Below are 19,649 nucleotides of genomic sequence, written 5' to 3'. Positions count from 1 at the left end.
CTGAATACGCGCCCTGGGTGGTCGTTGGATGACCGGCGCTGGCTCCCCCTGTCTAGCCGCCGCTCGGCGCCGCGTCGCGCCCTTGTGAGCGCCGGTTCGATCCCGCGGCGGTCCGTGGAATTCCAGCACAGTGCCGGATCCGCAACAAGGCCCGTGGGTCGAGCTGTGACCTCCGTGACAGCGCGTGAGTGGCAGGTCACCAGCGGTGGAAGTCGATTCCCTGCATACCGGACGTATCCCTGCGAGTCGCCGGGCCCGGGTGCGTGTCCCAGTCGACATGATCAGGAGCGGAATGGGGGCTTCACGTGCCCAATGTCCGTTTCGGCAGGGTCAATTGTCGGCCGGAATTGACCGATTTGCCCCTGGATTCGTGAGCAAACTCACATGCTGATCATGGGGAGTTGGCGTCTTCGGCGGGCAAACGGATGTTTAGCCTGCTGCTTTACAAGAGACGCCGAAATGTAAGGACGCCGATGTTCCGCAAGATAGCCAACCCGCGTCGCACGACTCTGGCGCACCTCGAGGACGCCGACGAACTGCAGACCCCGGAGCAGCCGGAGCACCCCGTCGACCTGCCGGCCCAGACTGCCAACCCCAGGCGCACCATCCTCACCGAGGTCCCGGTCGGGGCCTTCGTCGGGGACTAGTACGCGCTCGGGCCGCCGGATGCTCACGGTGGCCGTAAGAAGTGTACGAAGACAGGGCGCCCCGCCGTCGGGGGCGCCCTTCGTCATGCGCGGGGCCGCGGCGGAATGCGCGAGGTCCCGGGGGTCATCCGCGTTAGCCTGGAGCGTCAGACTCCAGCCGGCTCGGTCACTTCAGTTAAGGGGCGCAAGGATCCCGTGCGCATCGCCAGGTTCTCCATCGACGGGAACGTCGCCTTCGGCGCGGTCGAGGGCGACAAGCAGGACGAACTCGTCCTCGACATCATCAAGGGCATCCCGTTCGCGGACTTCGCGCTCTCCGGTACGAAGGTGCCGGTCAGCAAGGTCAGGCTGCTGCCGCCGGTGCTCCCCAACAAGGTGGTGGCCTTCGGCCGCAACTACGCCGAACACGCCCGCGAGCTGGGCAACGAGGTGCCCGACGCGCCGTTCGCCTTCTTCAAGCCCTCCACCTCGGTGATCGGCCCCGGCGACGACATCCAGTACCCCTCCTTCTCCGAGGAACTGCACCACGAGGCCGAGCTGGCCGTGGTGATCGGCCGGATGTGCCGCGAGGTCCCGCGCGACCGGGTCAAGGACGTGATCTTCGGCTACACCTGCGCCAACGACGTCACCGCCCGCGATGTGCAGCGGCGCGAGAAGCAGTGGGCGCGGGCCAAGGGCTTCGACACCTCCTGCCCGCTGGGCCCCTGGGTGGAGACCGGCCTGGACCTCGGCGCCGCCTCCGACCTGACCGTGCAGCTCACGGTCAACGGCGAACAGCGCCAGCTGGGCCGCACCAGCGAGATGATCCACTCCATCGAGGACCTGATCGTCAACATCTCCGAGGCCATGACGCTGCTCCCCGGCGACGTGATCCTCACCGGCACCCCGGCAGGGGTCGGCCCCCTCAACGTCGGCGACGAGGTCGCCGTCACCATCGAAGGCATCGGCACTCTCACCAACAAGGTTGTCAAGCGTGGCTAGCGCATCCGGCTCCCCCGTACGCGTCCGTTTCTGCCCCTCGCCCACCGGTAACCCCCATGTGGGCCTGGTCCGCACCGCCCTGTTCAACTGGGCGTTCGCCCGGCACCACGAGGGCACCCTGGTCTTCCGCATCGAGGACACCGACGCGGCCCGCGACTCCGAGGAGTCCTACCACCAGCTGCTCGACTCGATGCGCTGGCTGGGCTTCGACTGGGACGAGGGCCCCGAGGTCGGCGGCCCGCACGCGCCGTACCGCCAGTCGCAGCGCATGGACCTCTACAAGGACGTCGCCGCGCGGCTCCTGGACGCCGGTCACGCCTACCACTGCTACTGCTCCCAGGAGGAGCTGGACACCCGCCGCGAGGCCGCCCGCGCGGCCGGCAGGCCGTCCGGCTACGACGGCCACTGCCGCGACCTGAGCGCCGAGCAGGTCGAGGAGTACCGGGCCCAGGGCCGTACGCCGATCGTCCGCTTCCGCATGCCCGACGAGACGATCACGTTCACGGACCTGGTCCGCGGCGAGCTGACCTTCACGCCGGAGAACGTGCCCGACTACGGCATCGTCCGCGCCAACGGCGCCCCGCTGTACACGCTGGTCAACCCGGTCGACGACGCCCTGATGGAGATCACGCACGTCCTGCGCGGCGAGGATCTGCTCTCCTCCACCCCCCGCCAGATCGCCCTCTACAAGGCGCTGACCGAGCTGGGCGTCGCGAAGTCCGTGCCGCGGTTCGGCCACCTGCCGTACGTGATGGGCGAGGGCAACAAGAAGCTGTCCAAGCGCGACCCGCAGGCGTCCCTCAACCTCTACCGGGAGCGCGGCTTCCTGCCCGAGGGCCTGCTCAACTACCTCTCCCTGCTCGGCTGGTCGCTCTCGGCCGACCGGGACATCTTCACGGTCGACGAGCTGGTCGCGGCCTTCGACCTGGCCGACGTGAACCCCAACCCGGCCCGCTTCGACCTGAAGAAGTGCGAGGCGATCAACGCCGACCACATCCGGATGCTCGACGTGAAGGACTTCACCGAGCGCTGCCGCCCCTGGCTCCAGGCTCCGTTCGCCCCCTGGGCCCCGGAGGAGTTCGACGAGGCGAAGTGGCAGGCGATCGCCCCGCACGCGCAGACCCGGCTCAAGGTCCTGTCGGAGATCACCGACAACGTCGACTTCCTGTTCCTCAGTGAGCCGGTCTTCGACGAGGCGAGCTGGACGAAGGCGATGAAGGAGGGCAGCGACGCGCTGCTCACCACGGCCCGCGAGAAGCTGGAGTCGGCCGACTGGACCTCGGCGGAGTCGTTGAAGGAGGCCGTCCTGGCCGCCGGTGAGACCCACGGTCTCAAGCTCGGCAAGGCCCAGGCCCCGGTCCGCGTCGCCGTCACCGGCCGCACGGTCGGCCTGCCGCTCTTCGAGTCCCTGGAGATCCTGGGCAAGGAGAGGACACTGGCCCGCATCGACGCGGCGCTGGCGAAGCTGAGCGCGTAACCGGCCCGAGCGTGCGTGAGGGGCGGCGACCGGGGTTCCGGGTGCCGCCCCTCACGCTCGGGTCACCGTGCGTCGGCTTCGTCGATCAGGTACTGGCTTTCGTCGAAGATCCAGACCACGACGACGACCATGATCGCGCCGGCCACCACGTACTCCAGCAGCACACCAGGCGCAACATACGCCTTGCGCAGATTGTCGTCCGGTCCCAGTGGCGCGGTCGAGATCTTCCGGAACGGGTCACGGGCCAGTATGCGCACGGCACTGTCCAGCTGGGCCCGGCGCTCTGCGGGGAGGGTGTCGTAGGTCGTACGGGCCTCGACGGTGAACTGGACGCGGTACTCGCTCATGTTCCTCAGTGTGCCAGCCGTTCGGCGGTACCGTCGGTGCCATGACGATCAGAGCCGTGGTCTGGGACGTCGACGACACCCTCTTCGACTACACGACGGCGGATCGCGTCGGGATGGGCGCGCATCTGGCCGCCGAGGGACTGCTCGACCGGTACGCAGGCGTGACCGAGGCCCTCGCGCGCTGGCGGGAGATCACCGACGCCCAGTGGGCGCGGTTCTCGGCGGGGGAGGTGTCCTTCGAGCAGCAGCGCCGCGACCGCGTACGGGTGTTCCTGGGCGAGCGGCTGACCGACGCCGAGGCCGACGACTGGTTCGGTCGCTACCTGCGGCACTACGAGACCGCCTGGGCCCTCTTCCCGGACGTGCTGCCCGCACTCGACGCCCTCGCAGCGAGTCACCGCCACGCGGTGCTGTCCAACTCCAGCCTCACCGTCCAGGAGTACAAGCTGCGCGCACTCGGTCTGCGCGACCGCTTCGAGACGGTCCTGTGCGCCGCCGAACTGGGCGTGTCCAAGCCGGCCGCCGGTGCGTTCCTGGCGGTCTGCGAGGCCCTGGAACTGCCCCCGCACGAGGTGGCGTACGTCGGCGACCACCCCGAGATCGACGGCCGGGGCGCGGCCGAGGCCGGTCTGCTGTCCGTGTGGATCGACCGTTGCGGGGTGTACGCCCGGGACGCCGCCGGCGTCGTACGGCACCGGATCACCACCCTCGCCGAACTCCCGGCGATCGTCCGCGCCGATACCCGTTTTGGAGCCCCGTCCACCTTCGGGTAATGTTCTTCCTGCGCCGAGGGAGCGGGCCGGAAGGCCAGGACCCCGAGCGCATCGACTAGAACAAGATCCCCTCCGGGGCTTGCGTTCCAGTGGCCTATGGTGTAATTGGCAGCACGACTGATTCTGGTTCAGTTAGTCTTGGTTCGAGTCCAGGTAGGCCAGCTTTGCAGAGCTTCATCTGCAGATGCGGATCACTCCGCAGAGCCCCCGTTGTGTAGCGGCCTAGCACGCTGCCCTCTCAAGGCAGTAGCGCCGGTTCGAATCCGGTCGGGGGTACTGGTCCTGACGTAGTCGGGATCGCTAGGGCCCCCGTTGTGTAGCGGCCTAGCACGCCGCCCTCTCAAGGCGGTAGCGCCGGTTCGAATCCGGTCGGGGGTACAAACTGGTCTAAACCACATTGGTCTATGGTGTAATTGGCAGCACGACTGATTCTGGTTCAGTTAGTCTTGGTTCGAGTCCAGGTAGACCAGCTCGGATCTGCGGCGGTGCAGTTTTAAACGCTCGTAAGATCCTCGCCCCCGTTGTGTAGCGGCCTAGCACGCCGCCCTCTCAAGGCGGTAGCGCCGGTTCGAATCCGGTCGGGGGTACCACACGAAGGCCCTTCGCTCCGGCGGAGGGCCTTCGCCGTGTCCGCGGCTCATCCGAAGCCGTACCGCCGCGTCGACTCCTCCTCCTGGGCCAGCCGGTGCAGCGCCCGCAGCAGCGGCTCGTTGAGGATCGCCCCCAGCAGCGCGAACTCCACCCGCTCCGCGTCCGACGGATACGCCTCCATGAAGTCCAGGTCGAGGGCGGCCGTCCGGTGCATCAACTCCGCGTACGGCGCGAGCTGTTCGGCCCCCCAGCCGTAGCCGAGCCGGCGGAACGCGGCCACCGCCACCACCAGCGAGCGGTACGACGGGGAGATGCTCGCGAGCTGCTTGGCGTTCTCCCAGCCGAGCCGGTCCAGGAGCGCGGCGACCTCCCGGTGCGCGTCCTGGACGTACTCGTCGTCCTCGTCCGGCTCCGGCACCTGCGGCAGCGTCCACAGCGCCGCGCCGAGGCGGATCGAGCGGCCCAGTGAGTCGTCGTCCACGTGCCCGAGCACCTCGCGCACCTTCGCCACCGGCAGCCGGCCCACCTGGATCATCGCCCGTACCAGCCGCAGCCGGCGCACGTGCTCCTCGTCGTACTCGGCCGTCGTCGCGTTGACCCGGCGGCCCGGCGGCAACAGCCCTTCGCGCAGGTAGTACTTGATCGTCGCGGTGGACACTCCGCCGCGTCTGCTCAGTTCGGCGAGCCGCATGTCTTGCGCCCCTTCTCGGATAACGGCACTATCCAACCACCACCACTCGGATAGCGCAGCTCGCCAATGAGGGGGAATCGGTCATGGTGTCCCGTACGACCGCGGATGCGAAGGGCGACGTCGTCGTCCTGCTGATCGGCATGCGCATCAACCGCTTCTGGGCCGTCCACCTGTGGCTGCCGGTGATGTTCGGGATGTTCCGCATGCTGCGGGAGCTGACGAAGGACCCCGCGCGGGGCCTGCTGGAGCGGGTCCTGCTGACGGCCTCGCCCCGCACGTACTACGTCGTGCAGTACTGGGAGTCCAAGGAGAAGCTGTACGCCTACGCGACCGCGCCGGACGCGTTCCACCACAAGGCGTGGGCCGCGCTCAACCGCAAGGAACGCAAGGGAACGCTGCGGGGCGAGGTCGGCATCTGGCACGAGGCGTACGTCGTGCCGGAGGGGTCGTACGAGGCGGTCTACGGGGACATGCCGGCCTTCGGCCTCGCGGCCGCGCACGGGCAGGTGCCGCTGGAGAGGCGGGGACGGTATGCGCGGGACCGGTTCTCCTACCGCTCGCAGCCGGACGCGGAGGCCGAGAAGACCGGCTGAACCGGGGGAGCGGGAGCGCCGGGGCGGGGAAGCGGGGGACGGGGAGGCCGGGAGGGGCCTGCCGCGGCGTTGAGGCCGGCCCTCTCCGGTCACACCCGAACGCTCAGCCCGAGCGGCGCAGCGCCTCGGAGAGGCGGCCGGCGGCGTCGATGACCGCCTGGGCGTGCATCCGGCCCGGGTGCCGCGTCAGCCGCTCGATGGGACCGGAGACGGACACCGCGGCCACCACACGGTTGGAGGGACCGCGCACGGGCGCGGAGACGGACGCGACGCCGGGCTCGCGCTCGCCGATGGACTGGGCCCAGCCGCGCCGTCGTACGCCCGACAGGGCCGTCGCCGTGAAGCGGGCGCCCTGCAGACCCCGGTGCAGCCGCTCAGGCTCCTCCCAGGCCATCAGGATCTGCGCCGACGAGCCGGCCTTCATGGTCAGCGTGGAGCCGACCGGGACGGTGTCCCGCAGGCCGGACAGCCGTTCCGCCGCCGCGACGCAGATGCGCATGTCACCCTGGCGACGGTAGAGCTGCGCGCTCTCCCCGGTGATGTCCCGCAGGTGCGTGAGCACCGGGCCCGCCGTGGCCAGCAGGCGGTCCTCGCCCGCCGCCGCGGCCAGCTCGGCCAGGCGCGGGCCGAGGATGAACCGGCCCTGCATGTCGCGTGCCACCATGCGGTGGTGTTCCAGGGCCACGGCCAGCCGGTGGGCCGTGGGTCGTGCCAGTCCGGTGGCCCCGACCAGACCCGCGAGGGTGGCCGGACCGGACTCCAGGGCGCTCAGGACAAGGGCCGCCTTGTCCAGAACGCCGACGCCGCTACTGTTGTCCATGCAACGATACTCACGTCTCACTCTGTGAAACGCAAGTTCATTTTTCCGTGAGACGCGCAACCCTGGTAGACACAGCGGCCCGCGGACCAACGGGCCCGGCGGCGGACGCCCGTATCTGGGGCGCGGGCGCCGCTTCCCCAAGATCTCTAGTTGGGCCGGCGCACCTTTGCCGGCCGGAGGGAAAGCGATGGGTAGGACACTCGCGGAGAAGGTCTGGGACGACCACGTCGTCCGGCGCGCCGAGGGCGAGCCCGACCTCCTCTTCATCGATCTGCACCTGCTGCACGAGGTGACCAGCCCGCAGGCCTTCGACGGTCTGCGCCAGAACGGTCGGCCGGTGCGCCGCCTCGACCTCACCATCGCCACCGAGGACCACAACACCCCGACCCTCGACATCGACAAGCCGATCGCGGACCCCGTCTCCCGGGCCCAGCTGGAGACGCTGCGCAAGAACTGCGCCGAGTTCGGCGTGCGCCTGCACCCGCTGGGCGATGTCGAGCAGGGTGTCGTGCACGTCGTCGGCCCGCAGCTGGGTCTGACCCAGCCGGGCACCACGGTCGTCTGCGGCGACTCGCACACCTCCACGCACGGTGCCTTCGGCGCGCTGGCGTTCGGCATCGGCACCTCGCAGGTCGAGCACGTGCTGGCCACCCAGACGCTGCCGCTGGCCCGCCCCAGGACCATGGCGATCACGGTCGACGGCGAGCTGCCCGAGGGCGTCACCGCCAAGGACCTGATCCTGGCGATCATCGCGAAGATCGGTACCGGCGGTGGCCAGGGCTACATCCTGGAGTACCGCGGCTCCGCCATCGAGAAGCTCTCGATGGAGGCCCGGATGACCATCTGCAACATGTCGATCGAGGCCGGCGCCCGCGCGGGCATGATCGCCCCCGACGAGACCACCTTCGCGTACATCAAGGGCCGTGCCCACGCCCCCGAGGGCGAGGACTGGGACGCCGCCGTCGCGTACTGGAAGACGCTGCGCACGGACGAGGACGCGGTCTTCGACGCCGAGGTGGTCATCGACGCCGCGTCGCTGTCGCCGTTCGTCACCTGGGGCACCAACCCGGGCCAGGGCGCGCCGCTTTCGGCGTCGGTCCCCGACCCGGCTTCGTACGAAGACGCTTCGGAGCGCCTGGCCGCCGAAAAGGCCCTGGAGTACATGGGGTTGGCGGCCGGCCAGCCGCTGCGCTCCATCAACGTGGACACCGTCTTCGTAGGCTCCTGCACCAACGGCCGGATCGAGGACCTGCGCGCCGCCGCCGAGATCCTCAAGGACCGCAAAGTCGCCGACGGCGTACGGATGCTGGTCGTCCCCGGCTCCGCGCGGGTGGGTCTGCAGGCCGTCTCCGAGGGCCTGGACGTGGTCTTCAAGGAGGCCGGGGCCGAATGGCGGCACGCGGGCTGCTCGATGTGCCTGGGCATGAACCCCGACCAGCTGGCCCCGGGGGAGCGCTCCGCCTCCACCTCCAACCGCAACTTCGAGGGCCGACAGGGCAAGGGCGGTCGTACGCACCTGGTGTCGCCGCAGGTCGCGGCGGCCACCGCGGTCCTGGGCCACCTGGCCTCCCCGGCCGACCTGTCCGACGCCGACGTTCGTACGCCCGCTGGAGTCTGAGAGTCATGGAAGCATTCACCACGCACACCGGCCGGGCCGTTCCGCTGCGCCGCAGCAACGTCGACACCGACCAGATCATCCCTGCTCACTGGCTCAAGAAGGTCACCCGGGACGGGTTCGAGGACGGGCTGTTCGAGGCCTGGCGCAAGGACGAGGACTTCATCCTCAACCGGCCCGAACGGCAGGGCGCCACGGTCCTGGTCGCCGGCCCCGACTTCGGCACCGGCTCCTCCCGTGAGCACGCCGTGTGGGCGCTGCAGAACTACGGCTTCAAGACCGTGATCTCCTCCCGCTTCGCCGACATCTTCCGCGGCAACTCGCTGAAGAACGGCCTGCTCACGGTCGTTCTGGAGCAGAGGACGGTGGAAGCGCTGCAGGAGCTGACCGAGCGGGACCCGCAGGCCGAGATCACCGTCGACCTGGAGAAGCGCGAGGTGCGCGCCGAGGGCGTCACGGCCTCCTTCGAGCTGGACGAGAACTCCCGCTGGCGGCTGCTGAACGGGCTGGACGACATCTCCATCACGCTCCAGAACGAGGCCGACATCGCGGCCTACGAGGCCAAGCGCCCCTCGTACAAGCCGAGGACGCTCCCGGTCTGATTTCGGCCACCGCCGGCCCGCGCCGGCCTCCCGTCGGTCCCCTCCGTACCCCCGATCGCCACGATCGGGGGTACGGCCATGTCTGCACCCGAACGGTTCCGCCCGGCTCATCCGCGGCCTTCAACTTCCCACGTTAAGACGGTTGTTGCGCGGGTACGTGAGTGCTGCGGGCGCGGTCTTGGCAAGTGCCCCCAAGGCCATTCGAGGCGGCAGTTGCACCCTGGGCAGGCGACAACTCGCCCCAGATGGCACAATCTGTGCATGGAACGCGACGGCCAACTCGAGCTCTACGCGGCGGTCGCGCACCAGCTCAAGGAAGCGCACACAACAGTGCGCGCACTGCAAGTCCCGGAGGGCGTACGGATGGCGCTGACCCGGAAGCTGCTGGTCATTACGGCCGCGGCCAAGCACGATCTCGCCGATGCGGCAAGGCGGCTCGAACGGTTCATGGCGGACCTCGACGAGGGTCGATTCCCCGAAGAGGACCGCTGATCAGGATCCGAGCCGGCCGAGTCCGTTGCGGCACAAGGGTGATTAGCCCGTTTCGTGTTTGATTTGCGGTATATATCTGCCTAACGTGCGAAAAAGCTTGAACACTTTCGTTCTGGCGATGTCTCCGAAGGGGAAGACGTGAACAAGGCGCAGCTCGTAGAAGCGATTGCCGACAAGATGGGCGGCCGCCAGCAGGCCGCCGATGCTGTCGACCACGTACTGGACGCCATCGTCCGCGCTGTCGTCGCGGGTGAGCGGGTCTCGGTCACCGGCTTCGGGTCCTTCGAGAAGGTGGACCGCCCCGCTCGCTACGCCCGTAACCCCCAGACGGGCGAGCGGGTTCGGGTCAAGAAGACCTCCGTCCCGCGTTTCCGCGCGGGCCAGGGCTTCAAGGACCTGGTCAGCGGCTCGAAGAAGCTCCCGCGTGGCGGCGAGGTCGCCGTGAAGAAGGCGCCCAAGGGCAGCCTGACCGGCGGAGCTTCGGCGACGGTGAAGAAGGCCGCGGCGAAGAAGACCACCGCCAAGAAGGCGACGCCGACGGCGAAGAAGACCACCGCGAAGAAGACCACCGCCAAGACCACCGCGGCCGCCAAGAAGACCACCGCGAAGAAGACGACCGCCAAGACCACCGCGGCCGCCAAGAAGACCACGGCGACGAAGGCCACCGCCAAGAAGACGACGGCCAAGAAGGCCCCGGCGAAGAAGGTCACGGCCAAGAAGGCCCCGGCCAAGAAGTCCTCGGCCCGCAAGACCGCCGCCGCCAAGAAGACCGCCACCGCCCGCTAGGCGCAACGGCACGGGAAGACTCACGCGCCGGGCCGGACTCCCCTGGGGAGCCCGGCCCGCGGTGTGTCCGGGGCCGGTCCGGGCGGGATGGTTCGGGCGGGCCGGCGGGGCGCCGGTTCAGAAGGTCTGCAAGGTCACCAGCGTGATCCGCAGCCCGCCCGCCGCGGTTTCCCCGGTGGCCTGCGGGGCCTGCGCGGGTTCCGTCTCGATCCGCACCCGCTGACCGGGCCGCAGCAGCCGCAGACCGCCCGCGTCGAACGCCGGCGCGTCGAAGGGCACCGCGGTGCCGTCGTCCAGCAGCACCTGCCCGCTGCGGGTCTCGGGGTCGTACGTGTATGCGGTCGCCTGCATGACGGCAGCCTACTGCCCGGGGATCAACAGGCGCGCGGCGGCGGCGGCCGTGCGCGGACCGACCCCGAGCGCCAGCGCCGCGCGCAGATCGTCACCGGTGTCCACGTCCTGCCGTACCGAATCCACCGCGCCCAGGGTGAGTTCGACCGCGCCCGAGGCACGATGACGGGCCCGGGAATCGGTGCCGAAAGCCGGGGACAATTCCCGGCCCTCACCCGCGGCCAGCAGAGTGGTGCCGATCGCCGCCGCGTCCGCGAGAAATGCCCGCGGCAATGTGGCCGCCGCGTCCAGCACCCGGGACAATTCCAGCGGGCGCAGCGCCGGCAGATCGGCGTTCAGGGCCGCCACCGGCGTTTCCGGTCGCGCAGCCCGCACGACCTCCGCGCCGTGCGCGAGGGCGGCGTTCAGGCCGCCGGCCGGCGTGTCCGGGACGATCCGCGCGCCCAGCGCCGCCAGCTCCCGGCCCGCCAGCTGATCGTCCGTGACGACCACCACATCCCGCACCGCCGGACAGGCAAGCACCGCGGCCACCGTGTCCTGCGCGAACGCCAGCGCCAGCCCCGGGCGCAGCCCGTCGGCGGCGGTGTCCGACAGTCTGCTCTTGGCCCGCGCCAAGGGCTTGAGGGGTATGACCAAGGTCCACTGCACCGACGTACCGTCCCTCTCTCGTAGCGCCTCATTGTCACCCTGGCCTACCGGTGGCCGGTGCGGCGGGGCGTACGGTGTTCTCGACAGACCGGCGGCCTGGGGACACACTTGTCCGGCCCCCCAAGGCCCTAGAGGAAGGTGTCCGAGTGCCCCGCCGCAGAATCGGCTTCTGGTACCGCTTCGCCGCAGTGATCTGCAAACCGCCGCTGGTGGTTCTGATCAAGCGGGACTGGCGTGGAATGGAGCACATTCCGGCCGAGGGCGGATTTATCACCGCGGTCAACCACAATTCCCACGTGGATCCCTTCGCGTACGCGCACTATCAGTACAACACCGGGCGGGTTCCACGATTCCTGGCGAAGAGCGGCCTTTTCCGGAAGGGATTCGTCGGCGCCGCCATGCGCGGCACCGGTCAGATCCCCGTCTACCGGGAGAGCACCGACGCGCTCAGCGCCTTCCGGGCCGCCATCGACGCCGTGGAACGCGGTGAGTGCGTCGCCTTCTACCCCGAGGGCACTCTGACCCGCGACCCGGACGGCTGGCCCATGACCGGCAAGACCGGGGCCGCGCGCGTGGCCCTGCAGACGAAGTGCCCGGTCATCCCGGTCGCCCAGTGGGGCGCCAACGAACTGCTGCCGCCCTACGCCACGAAGCCGAAACTCTTCCCGCGCAAGACCCACCACGTCCTCGCCGGCCCGCCGGTGGACCTCACGCGCTTCTACGACCGGGAGATGACCCCGGACCTCCTCAAGGAGGCCACCGAGGTCATCATGGCGGCCGTCACCCGCCAGCTGGAGCACATCCGGGGCGAGAAGGCCCCGGCGATGCCGTACGACCCGCGCCGTGAGCGCATCGAGCAGCGGCGCCGGACGCGTGCGCAGTCCGGTCAGGAAGGGGAGACCGCCAAGTGAGTGAGTCGGTCAAGGCGGCGGTCTTCAGCGCCGGTTCATGGGGCACGGCCTTCGGGATGGTGCTCGCCGACGCCGGTTGCGAGGTCACCCTGTGGGCCCGCCGTCCCGAGGTCGCGGAGGCGATCAACTCCACCCGCACCAACCCCGACTACCTGGCGGGGGTGGAACTGCCGGAGAACCTGCGGGCCACCACGGACGCGGCCGAGGCCCTCGCGGGCGCGGACTTCACGGTCCTGTCGGTGCCCTCCCAGACCCTGCGCGCCAACCTCGCCGAGTGGACGCCCCTGCTCGCCCCCGACACCGTCCTGGTCTCCCTGATGAAGGGCGTCGAACTCGGCTCCGCCATGCGGATGAGCGAGGTCATCGAGGACGTCGCCAAGGTGGGCCAGGACCGTATCGCCGTGGTCACCGGCCCCAACCTCGCCCGCGAGATCGCCGCCCGGATGCCCGCCGCGGCCGTGGTGGCCTGCACCGACGAGGCGGTCGCCCGGCGGCTCCAGTCCGCCTGCCACACGCCGTACTTCCGGCCGTACACGAACACGGACGTGGTCGGCTGCGAACTGGGCGGCGCGGTCAAGAACGTCATCGGGCTCGCCGTCGGCATCGCGGACGGCATGGGGCTCGGCGACAACGCCAAGGGCTCGCTCATCACGCGCGGCCTCGCCGAGACCACCCGGCTCGGCGTGGCGCTCGGCGCCGACCCGCTGACCTTCGCCGGACTGGCCGGCCTGGGCGACCTGGTGGCCACCTGTTCCTCGCCGCTGTCCCGCAACCACACCTTCGGCACCAACCTCGGCAAGGGCATGACCCTGGACGAGACCATCGCCGTCACCCGGCAGACCGCCGAGGGTGTCAAGTCCTGCGAGTCCGTGCTGGATCTGGCCCGCCGGCACGGTGTCGACATGCCCCTGACCGAGACGGTCGTCGGGATCGTCCACGAGGGCAAGCCCCCGGTGGTCGCCCTCAAGGAGCTGATGTCGCGCAGCGCGAAGCCCGAACGACGCTGAGCCACGCCGCCCACCGGACGCTGTCTCCGGGCCCTACCACCGGGTACTCTCGACGCGATATGAGCACCGAGAACCTCCCCCAGAGCCCTGAGCAGTCGCCCCGCAAGCCGCGCGTGGCCGTGGTGTTCGGCGGACGCAGCTCCGAACACGGGATCTCCATGGTCACGGCGGGCGCCGTCCTGAGCGCCATCGACCGGACGAAGTACGACGTCCTGCCGATCGGCATCACCCGGGAAGGCCGTTGGGTGCTCACCGCCGACGAGCCCGAGCGGATGGCGATCACCGACCGGCGTACGCCCGAGGTCCTGGACCTCGCGGAGGCGACCGAGGGCGGCGTGCTGCTGCCGGTGGACCCCGCCAGCCGCGAGGTGGTCTACACCGAGCCCGGTTCCGTGCCCAAGGCGCTGGGCGACGTCGACGTGGTCTTCCCGGTCCTGCACGGGCCGTACGGCGAGGACGGCACCCTGCAGGGCCTTCTGGAGCTGTCCGGGGTGCCGTACGTGGGCTCGGGCGTGCTCGCCTCGGCCGTCGGCCAGGACAAGGAGTACATGAAGCGGGTGTTCACCTCCTTCGGTCTCAGGGTGGGCCCGTACGTGGTGATCCGGCCGCGCGAGTGGGAGCGGGACGAGCCGGCCGCCCGTAAGAAGATCGTCGACTTCGCCGGGGAGCACGGCTGGCCGCTGTTCGTGAAGCCCGCGCGGGCGGGCTCGTCGATCGGCATCACCAAGGTCGACGACCTCTCCGGCCTCGACGAGGCCATCGCCGAGGCCCAGCGGCACGACCCGAAGATCCTGGTGGAGGCGGCGCTGCGGGGCCGCGAGATCGAGTGCGGGGTGCTCGAGTTCGAGGACGGCCCGCGGGCGAGCGTGCCCTCGGAGATCCCGCCGGCGGGCAGCCACGCGTACTACGACTTCGAGGCGAAGTACATCGACTCCACGCCCGGCATCGTCCCCGCCCCGCTCACCGACGAGGAGACCGCCGAGGTACGGCGGCTCGCGGTGGAGGCCTTCGAGGCCGCGTCCTGCGAGGGTCTGGTCCGCGCGGACTTCTTCCTCACCGAGGACGGCGAGTTCGTGATCAACGAGATCAACACGATGCCCGGCATGACCCCGATCTCGATGTACCCCCAGATGTGGCGGGCGACCGGGATCGACTACCCGGAGCTGGTGGACCGCCTGGTGCGGGCCGCCCTGCGGCGCTCGACCGGGCTGCGGTAGCCCACGGGCCCCGTCGCACGGGGCCCCGCCCTCACGTCATGGAGGCGATCCCCTGGGGGATCGCCTTCTTGACGGCCGGGGCCAGACCGGTGAGGACGCCGGCGCCGTCGTCCTGCGCGGAGAGGCCCTTCGGCAGGGTCACCTGCACATAGGCCACGCGGTTGGCCGTCGTGAAACGCCAGCGGCCGTCGCCCTGCTTCTCCATGAGCCAGTCGACGCCGTCGACCCCGCCGGCGATGGCGTTCGGGTCGTCGCCCTCGGCCACCTTGGGGTCGGTCATCCTCGGCGGCCGGACGATCCCGCAGCGCAGTATGATCGCCGGGCTTCCCCAGCCCGCCGTGTAGGCGGACCGGGGCTCGGGGTCCTCGCGGCGTCGTCCGTCCAGTTCCTCCGGCAGCACCTTGTGCAGATCCCGGCAGACCGCGGCCGTTTTCGCGTCGGGGGCGGGAACCGCGACCGTGGCACTGTCGTCTGCTGAGGAGCAGCCCGCGACCGAGATCAGCAGGGCGAGCGCGGGCAGACCGGGCGGCCGGTGACGGAAGATGTTCACCGGGCAAGGTTAGACGGGGGCTACAGATGCACGACCGGGCAGGTCAGGGTGCGCGTGATGCCGTCCACTTGCTGGACCTTCGCGACCACCATGCGGCCCAGGTCGTCGACTGTGTCGGCCTGGGCGCGCACGATGACGTCGTACGGTCCCGTCACGTCCTCGGCCTGGATCACTCCAGGGATCTTGCTGATCGTCTCGGCGACGGTCGACGCCTTGCCGACCTCCGTCTGGATCAGGATGTACGCCTGTACCACGGAACCTCCAGGGCGGCCACGAGGATCATGTGGGGAAAAGGAACGCCACGGTATCGCGTCGCCGCTCGCCGCGGGGAGACCCGCGGGGACCGGTACTTGCGTGCCGGGGTGCGGGCACGGCAGAAGGTGACGGTCACCTCGACCGTATCGGGGACGACGGACACGCGCGAGCGGGCACGGACAGGCACAGAAGGGGCTTGAGGGCAATGAAGGGCACTGTGGGTGAGCTAGGTGAGTTCGGGCTCATCAGGGAGCTGACCTCCCGTCTCACCACCACCCCGGCGGTCCGGGTCGGCCCCGGCGACGACGCCGCGGTGGTGTCGGCGCCCGACCGCCGGGTGGTGGCGAGCACCGACATCCTGCTGGAGGGGCGGCACTTCCGCCGCGACTGGTCCACGGCGTACGACGTGGGCCGCAAGGCGGCGGCCCAGAACCTCGCGGACATCGCCGCGATGGGCGCCGTACCGACCGCGCTGCTGCTCGGCCTGGTGGTGCCCGCCGAACTCCCGGTCACCTGGCCCAGCGAGATGATGGACGGCCTGCGCGACGAGTGCCAGGTCGCGGGCGCCTCGGTGGTCGGCGGCGACGTGGTGCGCGGCGACACGATCATGGTGTCGATCACGGCGCTGGGCGATCTGCGCAACCAGGAGCCGGTGACCCGGGCCGGGGCCCAGCCCGGTGACCTCGTCGCCGTGACCGGCTGGCTCGGGTGGTCCGCGGCCGGTTACGCGGTGCTCTCGCGGGGCTTCCGCTCGCCGCGCGCCTTCGTGGAGGCCCACCGGCGTCCCGAGCCGCCGTACCACGCGGGTCCTGCGGCGGCGGGTCTGGGCGCCACCGCCATGTGCGACGTCAGCGACGGCCTCATCGCCGACCTGGGGCACATCGCGGAGGCCAGCAAGGTCCGCATCGACATCCGCTCCGGCGCGATCGACATCCCCACCCAGATGAACGACATCGGGCAGGCCGTCGGCGTCGACCCGCTGCAGTGGGTGCTGACCGGGGGAGAGGACCACGCGATCGTGGCGACCTTCCCGCCCGACGTGAAGCTGCCCGCCCGCTGGAAGGTGATCGGCGAGGTGCTCAACCCCTCGGCGCTGCCCCAGGTGACGGTCGACGGGGCACCGTGGACCAGCAAGGGCGGCTGGGACCACTTCGGGGACATCGAGTCATGATCCCCGGGGTCCTCACGGTGGCCGGCTCGGACTCCGGCGGGGGCGCCGGCGTCCAGGCCGACCTGAAGACGATGCTGGCGCTCGGGGTGCACGGCATGAGCGTGCTCACGGCGGTCACCGCGCAGAACTCCCTGGGCGTCCAGGGCGCCTGGGAGCTGCCGGTGGAGGCGGTGCGGGCGCAGTACCGCAGCGTGGTCGACGACATCGGCGTACGGGCCGTGAAGACCGGGATGCTCGCCTCGGCGGAACTGGTCGAGGCGGTGGCCGAGTTGATCGCCGGCACGGACGCGCCGTCCGTGGTGGACCCGGTGGGCGTCTCCAAGCACGGGGACGCGCTGCTGGCCGCCTCCGCGCTGGACTCGGTGCGCGCGAGGCTGCTGCCGGTGGCGACCGTGGCGACGCCGAACCTGGACGAGGTGGCGCAACTCACCGGGGTCCGGGTCGAGTCGGAGGCCGATCTGCGGCGGGCCGCCGCGGCGGTGCTGGAGTACGGGCCGCGCTGGGCGCTGATCAAGGGCGGTCATCTGCCCGGAGCCGCCGTGGACGCCGTGGACCTGCTGACCGACGGCTCCGAGGAGCACTGGCTGCGAGCGCCCCGGCACGACAACCGGCACACGCACGGGACCGGGTGCACGCTGGCCTCGGCGATCGCGGCGGGTCTGGCGAAGGGGCTGACCGTGCCGGAGGCGGCGCGGGCGGCCAAGGAGTACGTCACCGGGGCGATCGCCGCCGGGTTCGCGCTGGGCGCGGGGATCGGGCCGGTGGACCACGGGTGGCGGTTCCGGGCCTGATCCCCGCCGGCCACGGCGTGTACCGGCGGTACGAACGAGTGGTGGGTACGGCAAAAAGCCGGCCCACCCGGAGGCGGACCGGCTTTTTGAGGCGAACCGGCGATGGCCGCGCGCTTAGCTGTGCGTCAGCGCGAGACCTTGCCGGCCTTGATGCACGAGGTGCAAGCGTTCACGCGCTTCGGCGTCCCGCCGACCACGGTACGGACGCGCTGGATGTTCGGGTTCCAGCGGCGGGACGTACGGCGGTGCGAGTGCGAGATGTTGTTGCCGAAGCCCGGCCCCTTGCCGCAGACGTCGCAGTTGGCAGCCACGGGTCACTCCAAAGACTTCAGATGCACTTACGGTTGAACCCGGCATGCCGGGATCGAGATCATAAGACCTGAGATCTTGAGTGGCGCTGCCAGGGGGAATGGCCCGATCAGGATCGGGCAACCGGAGCAGCATACAACGACTGCGTCCGTACAACGAAACTACCATGGCAGCTCAGGGGCCCGTCCCCGGCCCTCTTCCGGTCCGCACCGATCCGGGGTCTACGCTGCGTCCCAGGTCAGGGCAGCTCAGGGAGGCGCAGGTGGCGCAGGTGCCGCAGACATTCTTCGATGCTCTCGCGGTGCGCACCTGGTGCGGCCTCGCGCTGCGGGCGCTGGGGCGCGCGCGTGAGGAGATCGACGCGATCAACGTGTATCCGGTGGCGGACGGCGACACCGGGACCAACCTGTACCTGACCCTGGAGTCCGCCGCCACGGCCGTCGAGGCGGTGTTCGCCGGGCACGCGGCGGGCCCGCAGGCCCCCGGGGAGGGCGGCGAGGGCCCGGCGGACCGGGAGCCCTCGGTGGCCGACGCCGTGCGCGCGATGGCCCACGGGGCGCTCATCGGGGCGCGCGGCAACTCCGGGACGATCCTCGCCCAGCTGCTGCGCGGCATGGCCCAGGTGCTCGCCGAGGGCGACGGCGGCCGGCCTCCCGTCGACGGCACGGGCCTCCGGCTGGCGCTCCGGCACGCCGCCGACTCCGCCCGCCGGGCCGTGGCTCACCCCGTCGAGGGCACGGTGCTGTCGGTGGCCTCGGCCGCCGCCGATGCCGCCGAGGGGGCCGAGGGCGACTGCGGGACGGTCGCGCGGGCCGCCTACGAGGGGGCACGCGCGGCCCTGGCCGCCACCCCGGCACAACTTCCCGCCCTCAAGCGGGCGGGAGTGGTCGACGCCGGCGGACGGGGGCTGGTGGCGGTGCTGGGGGCGCTGGTGGAGGCGTTCACCGGCGAGGCGCCGTCGGAAGCGGTGCTGCCCGGGCCCTACGAGCGCGCGTCGGGGCCGTACGCGCGCGTGGCAGCCGTGGAGGAGTGGTCCCCGGAGGCTCCCGCCGGGGCGCACCGCGGCGCCGAGGGCGGTCCCGCCTTCGAGGTGATCTACCTCCTGGAGGCCGAGGACGACGCCGTGGTCCGGCTGCGGACCCGGCTCGACGCCCTCGGGGACTCCCTCGTCGTGGTCGGCGGGGACGGGCTGTGGAACGTCCACGTGCACGTCGACGACGCGGGCGCCGCCGTCGAGGCGGGCGTGGAGGCCGGGCGGCCGTACCGGATCCGGATCACCCACTTCGGCGCCGGTGACGTGCACACCGGCGGTGAGCGCCCGCCCCGCGAACCGGCCCAGCGCGCGGTCGTCGCGGTCGTACCCGGCGAGGGGCTGGCCGGGCTGTACACCGAGGCCGGCGCGACCACGGTGCTCGCGCGCCCCGGGGAGGCGCCCGCCAGCGGGGAACTGGTCGAGGCCGTACGACGGGCCCACGCGCGCGAGGTCGTCCTGCTGCCCAACGACGCCGACCTGCGCCACACGGCGGCCGCGGCGGCCGAGCAGGCCCGCACGGAGGGCATCCGGGTCGCCCTCATCCCGACCCGCTCGGCGGTCCAGGGGATCGCCGCGCTCGCCGTGCACGCCCCCGAGCGCCGGTTCGACGAGGACGTGGTCCAGATGACCTCGGCGGCGGGCGCCACCCGGTACGCCGAGGTCGTCGTCGCCGAACACCAGTCCTGGACGATGGCCGGCATCTGCCAGGCCGGGGACATCCTCGGTCTGATCGACGGCGACGTCGTGGTGATCGGCGCGGACGTCACCGCCACCGCCGAGAGCGTCCTGGACCGCATGCTCCAGGCCGGCGGCGAACTGGTCACCCTGGTCCTCGGCGACGAGGCCCCCGAGACGGCCGCCGAGCGCCTGGAGGCACGCGTGCGCGAGTCGTACCTCGCCGTCGACACGGTGGTGTACCGGGGCGGCCGGCAAGGGGCGCTGATGCTCATCGGGGTGGAGTGAGCCTTCGGGAGCCCGTGAGCAGGGGTTC

At 70.9% G+C, this 19,649-nt stretch carries 23 protein-coding genes and 5 tRNA genes; 20 read left to right on the top strand and 8 right to left on the bottom strand.

The window, feature by feature from the left end; all coding sequences use genetic code 11:
* Positions 1–473 precede the first annotated feature (473 nt).
* From ACFYMM_RS22790 to gltX, 3 genes are all read left to right on the top strand, one after another.
* A complete protein-coding gene (locus ACFYMM_RS22790) occupies positions 474–647 on the top strand; it encodes a hypothetical protein (protein WP_388389361.1) in 174 nt (57 codons plus the stop codon).
* 195 nt (positions 648–842) lie between these two features.
* Complete coding sequence (locus tag ACFYMM_RS22785) at positions 843–1,628, top strand: fumarylacetoacetate hydrolase family protein (protein WP_388389359.1); 786 nt, start codon at positions 843–845, stop codon at positions 1,626–1,628.
* A complete protein-coding gene (gltX, locus tag ACFYMM_RS22780; protein WP_388389357.1) occupies positions 1,621–3,105 on the top strand; it encodes a glutamate--tRNA ligase in 1,485 nt (494 codons plus the stop codon). The genes ACFYMM_RS22785 and gltX overlap by 8 nt, the downstream gene beginning before the upstream one ends.
* 62 nt (positions 3,106–3,167) lie before the next feature.
* Here gltX and ACFYMM_RS22775 read toward each other — a convergent pair whose 3' ends face one another.
* Positions 3,168–3,452 carry a type II toxin-antitoxin system RelE/ParE family toxin gene (locus ACFYMM_RS22775; RefSeq protein WP_388389355.1) on the bottom strand — a complete coding sequence of 95 codons (285 nt, stop codon included), beginning with the start codon at positions 3,450–3,452 and terminating at the stop codon, positions 3,168–3,170.
* Between the two features lie 41 nt (positions 3,453–3,493).
* On the opposite strand from ACFYMM_RS22775, the gene ACFYMM_RS22770 reads away from it, so the two are divergent.
* From ACFYMM_RS22770 to ACFYMM_RS22745, 6 genes are all read left to right on the top strand, one after another.
* A complete protein-coding gene (locus ACFYMM_RS22770) occupies positions 3,494–4,225 on the top strand; it encodes an HAD family hydrolase (protein ID WP_388389353.1) in 732 nt (243 codons plus the stop codon).
* A 90-nt stretch (positions 4,226–4,315) separates the two neighbouring features.
* Positions 4,316–4,387, top strand: a tRNA-Gln gene (locus ACFYMM_RS22765).
* 41 nt (positions 4,388–4,428) lie between these two features.
* A tRNA-Glu gene (locus tag ACFYMM_RS22760) sits at positions 4,429–4,501 on the top strand.
* A gap of 29 nt (positions 4,502–4,530) precedes the next feature.
* Positions 4,531–4,603 (top strand) — tRNA-Glu (locus ACFYMM_RS22755).
* 20 nt (positions 4,604–4,623) lie between these two features.
* Positions 4,624–4,695 (top strand) — tRNA-Gln (locus ACFYMM_RS22750).
* Positions 4,696–4,739: 44 nt separating this feature from the next.
* Positions 4,740–4,815, top strand: a tRNA-Glu gene (locus tag ACFYMM_RS22745).
* A 47-nt stretch (positions 4,816–4,862) separates the two neighbouring features.
* Here ACFYMM_RS22745 and ACFYMM_RS22740 read toward each other — a convergent pair.
* Entirely contained in the window at positions 4,863–5,507 is a 645-nt protein-coding gene (locus ACFYMM_RS22740; RefSeq protein ID WP_388389351.1) for a MerR family transcriptional regulator, read from the bottom strand.
* Positions 5,508–5,590: 83 nt separating this feature from the next.
* Between ACFYMM_RS22740 and ACFYMM_RS22735 the strand changes: the two genes are divergently transcribed.
* Positions 5,591–6,100, top strand: a complete 510-nt coding sequence (locus ACFYMM_RS22735; protein WP_388389349.1) for a DUF4188 domain-containing protein — start codon at positions 5,591–5,593, stop codon at positions 6,098–6,100.
* 103 nt (positions 6,101–6,203) lie between these two features.
* Here the strand turns inward: ACFYMM_RS22735 and ndgR are convergent, their stop codons facing one another.
* Entirely contained in the window at positions 6,204–6,920 is a 717-nt protein-coding gene (gene ndgR, locus ACFYMM_RS22730; protein WP_046590279.1) for an IclR family transcriptional regulator NdgR, read from the bottom strand.
* A 187-nt stretch (positions 6,921–7,107) separates the two neighbouring features.
* Between ndgR and leuC the strand changes: the two genes are divergently transcribed.
* From leuC to ACFYMM_RS22710, 4 genes are all read left to right on the top strand, one after another.
* Positions 7,108–8,538 carry a 3-isopropylmalate dehydratase large subunit gene (gene leuC, locus ACFYMM_RS22725; protein ID WP_388389347.1) on the top strand — a complete coding sequence of 477 codons (1,431 nt, stop codon included), beginning with the start codon at positions 7,108–7,110 and terminating at the stop codon, positions 8,536–8,538.
* Between the two features lie 5 nt (positions 8,539–8,543).
* Entirely contained in the window at positions 8,544–9,137 is a 594-nt protein-coding gene (leuD, locus tag ACFYMM_RS22720; protein ID WP_388389345.1) for a 3-isopropylmalate dehydratase small subunit, read from the top strand.
* A gap of 261 nt (positions 9,138–9,398) precedes the next feature.
* Positions 9,399–9,629, top strand: a complete 231-nt coding sequence (locus tag ACFYMM_RS22715; RefSeq protein ID WP_388389343.1) for a hypothetical protein — start codon at positions 9,399–9,401, stop codon at positions 9,627–9,629.
* A gap of 138 nt (positions 9,630–9,767) precedes the next feature.
* Positions 9,768–10,415 carry an HU family DNA-binding protein gene (locus tag ACFYMM_RS22710; RefSeq protein WP_388389340.1) on the top strand — a complete coding sequence of 216 codons (648 nt, stop codon included), beginning with the start codon at positions 9,768–9,770 and terminating at the stop codon, positions 10,413–10,415.
* Positions 10,416–10,532: 117 nt separating this feature from the next.
* Here the strand turns inward: ACFYMM_RS22710 and ACFYMM_RS22705 are convergent, their stop codons facing one another.
* Positions 10,533–10,766 (bottom strand): hypothetical protein, encoded by a 234-nt coding sequence (locus ACFYMM_RS22705; protein WP_388389338.1) that lies wholly within the window; start codon positions 10,764–10,766, stop codon positions 10,533–10,535.
* A gap of 9 nt (positions 10,767–10,775) precedes the next feature.
* Positions 10,776–11,414, bottom strand: coding sequence for a 2-phospho-L-lactate guanylyltransferase (gene cofC / locus ACFYMM_RS22700; protein ID WP_388389336.1), 639 nt, complete (start codon positions 11,412–11,414; stop codon positions 10,776–10,778).
* 146 nt (positions 11,415–11,560) lie between these two features.
* On the opposite strand from cofC, the gene ACFYMM_RS22695 reads away from it, so the two are divergent.
* From ACFYMM_RS22695 to ACFYMM_RS22685, 3 genes are read left to right on the top strand one after another with little or no spacing between them, the layout of a single operon-like run.
* The gene (locus ACFYMM_RS22695; RefSeq protein ID WP_388389334.1) at positions 11,561–12,325 is read left to right on the top strand and encodes a lysophospholipid acyltransferase family protein; all 765 of its coding nucleotides are present in this window, start codon (positions 11,561–11,563) and stop codon (positions 12,323–12,325) included.
* Positions 12,322–13,332, top strand: a complete 1,011-nt coding sequence (locus ACFYMM_RS22690; RefSeq protein WP_388389331.1) for an NAD(P)H-dependent glycerol-3-phosphate dehydrogenase — start codon at positions 12,322–12,324, stop codon at positions 13,330–13,332. The genes ACFYMM_RS22695 and ACFYMM_RS22690 overlap by 4 nt, the downstream gene beginning before the upstream one ends.
* Before the next feature lie 59 nt (positions 13,333–13,391).
* The gene (locus ACFYMM_RS22685; RefSeq protein ID WP_388389329.1) at positions 13,392–14,549 is read left to right on the top strand and encodes a D-alanine--D-alanine ligase family protein; all 1,158 of its coding nucleotides are present in this window, start codon (positions 13,392–13,394) and stop codon (positions 14,547–14,549) included.
* 31 nt (positions 14,550–14,580) lie between these two features.
* Here ACFYMM_RS22685 and ACFYMM_RS22680 read toward each other — a convergent pair whose 3' ends face one another.
* Both ACFYMM_RS22680 and ACFYMM_RS22675 read right to left on the bottom strand, forming a co-directional pair.
* Entirely contained in the window at positions 14,581–15,099 is a 519-nt protein-coding gene (locus ACFYMM_RS22680) for a DUF3515 domain-containing protein (RefSeq protein WP_388389327.1), read from the bottom strand.
* Positions 15,100–15,119: 20 nt separating this feature from the next.
* Positions 15,120–15,353 carry an Lrp/AsnC family transcriptional regulator gene (locus tag ACFYMM_RS22675; protein ID WP_003997603.1) on the bottom strand — a complete coding sequence of 78 codons (234 nt, stop codon included), beginning with the start codon at positions 15,351–15,353 and terminating at the stop codon, positions 15,120–15,122.
* A 206-nt stretch (positions 15,354–15,559) separates the two neighbouring features.
* Between ACFYMM_RS22675 and ACFYMM_RS22670 the strand changes: the two genes are divergently transcribed.
* Complete coding sequence (locus ACFYMM_RS22670) at positions 15,560–16,525, top strand: thiamine-phosphate kinase (RefSeq protein WP_388389323.1); 966 nt, start codon at positions 15,560–15,562, stop codon at positions 16,523–16,525.
* The gene (gene thiD, locus ACFYMM_RS22665) at positions 16,522–17,316 is read left to right on the top strand and encodes a bifunctional hydroxymethylpyrimidine kinase/phosphomethylpyrimidine kinase (RefSeq protein ID WP_388389321.1); all 795 of its coding nucleotides are present in this window, start codon (positions 16,522–16,524) and stop codon (positions 17,314–17,316) included. The genes ACFYMM_RS22670 and thiD overlap by 4 nt, the downstream gene beginning before the upstream one ends.
* A gap of 125 nt (positions 17,317–17,441) precedes the next feature.
* Here the strand turns inward: thiD and rpmB are convergent, their stop codons facing one another.
* Positions 17,442–17,627, bottom strand: coding sequence for a 50S ribosomal protein L28 (rpmB, locus tag ACFYMM_RS22660; RefSeq protein ID WP_003993230.1), 186 nt, complete (start codon positions 17,625–17,627; stop codon positions 17,442–17,444).
* A gap of 260 nt (positions 17,628–17,887) precedes the next feature.
* Here rpmB and ACFYMM_RS22655 point away from each other — a divergent pair, with 260 nt between their 5' ends.
* On the top strand, positions 17,888–19,621 hold the full coding sequence (locus ACFYMM_RS22655) for a DAK2 domain-containing protein (RefSeq protein ID WP_388389318.1): 1,734 nt from the start codon (positions 17,888–17,890) through the stop codon (positions 19,619–19,621).
* Positions 19,622–19,649: the final 28 nt, after the last annotated feature.

Source organism: Streptomyces sp. NPDC006739, assembly GCF_042869815.1.
Lineage (GTDB): Bacteria > Actinomycetota > Actinomycetes > Streptomycetales > Streptomycetaceae > Streptomyces.
Note: the sequence above shows the minus strand (reverse complement) of the source record. Positions and strands in the feature narration are given on the sequence as shown.

Excerpts from the sequence above, each read along its gene's own strand:
- ACFYMM_RS22670 (WP_388389323.1), top strand. The coding sequence starts at position 15,560 with ATGAAGGGCACTGTGGGTGAGCTAGGTGAGTTCGGGCTCATCAGGGAG.
- ACFYMM_RS22775 (WP_388389355.1), bottom strand. The coding sequence starts at position 3,452 with ATGAGCGAGTACCGCGTCCAGTTCACCGTCGAGGCCCGTACGACCTAC.
- ndgR (WP_046590279.1), bottom strand. The coding sequence starts at position 6,920 with ATGGACAACAGTAGCGGCGTCGGCGTTCTGGACAAGGCGGCCCTTGTC.
- leuC (WP_388389347.1), top strand. The coding sequence starts at position 7,108 with ATGGGTAGGACACTCGCGGAGAAGGTCTGGGACGACCACGTCGTCCGG.
- thiD (WP_388389321.1), top strand. The coding sequence starts at position 16,522 with ATGATCCCCGGGGTCCTCACGGTGGCCGGCTCGGACTCCGGCGGGGGC.
- ACFYMM_RS22740 (WP_388389351.1), bottom strand. The coding sequence starts at position 5,507 with ATGCGGCTCGCCGAACTGAGCAGACGCGGCGGAGTGTCCACCGCGACG.
- leuD (WP_388389345.1), top strand. The coding sequence starts at position 8,544 with ATGGAAGCATTCACCACGCACACCGGCCGGGCCGTTCCGCTGCGCCGC.
- ACFYMM_RS22715 (WP_388389343.1), top strand. The coding sequence starts at position 9,399 with ATGGAACGCGACGGCCAACTCGAGCTCTACGCGGCGGTCGCGCACCAG.
- ACFYMM_RS22705 (WP_388389338.1), bottom strand. The coding sequence starts at position 10,766 with ATGCAGGCGACCGCATACACGTACGACCCCGAGACCCGCAGCGGGCAG.
- ACFYMM_RS22735 (WP_388389349.1), top strand. The coding sequence starts at position 5,591 with ATGGTGTCCCGTACGACCGCGGATGCGAAGGGCGACGTCGTCGTCCTG.
- ACFYMM_RS22685 (WP_388389329.1), top strand. The coding sequence starts at position 13,392 with ATGAGCACCGAGAACCTCCCCCAGAGCCCTGAGCAGTCGCCCCGCAAG.
- ACFYMM_RS22790 (WP_388389361.1), top strand. The coding sequence starts at position 474 with ATGTTCCGCAAGATAGCCAACCCGCGTCGCACGACTCTGGCGCACCTC.
- ACFYMM_RS22770 (WP_388389353.1), top strand. The coding sequence starts at position 3,494 with ATGACGATCAGAGCCGTGGTCTGGGACGTCGACGACACCCTCTTCGAC.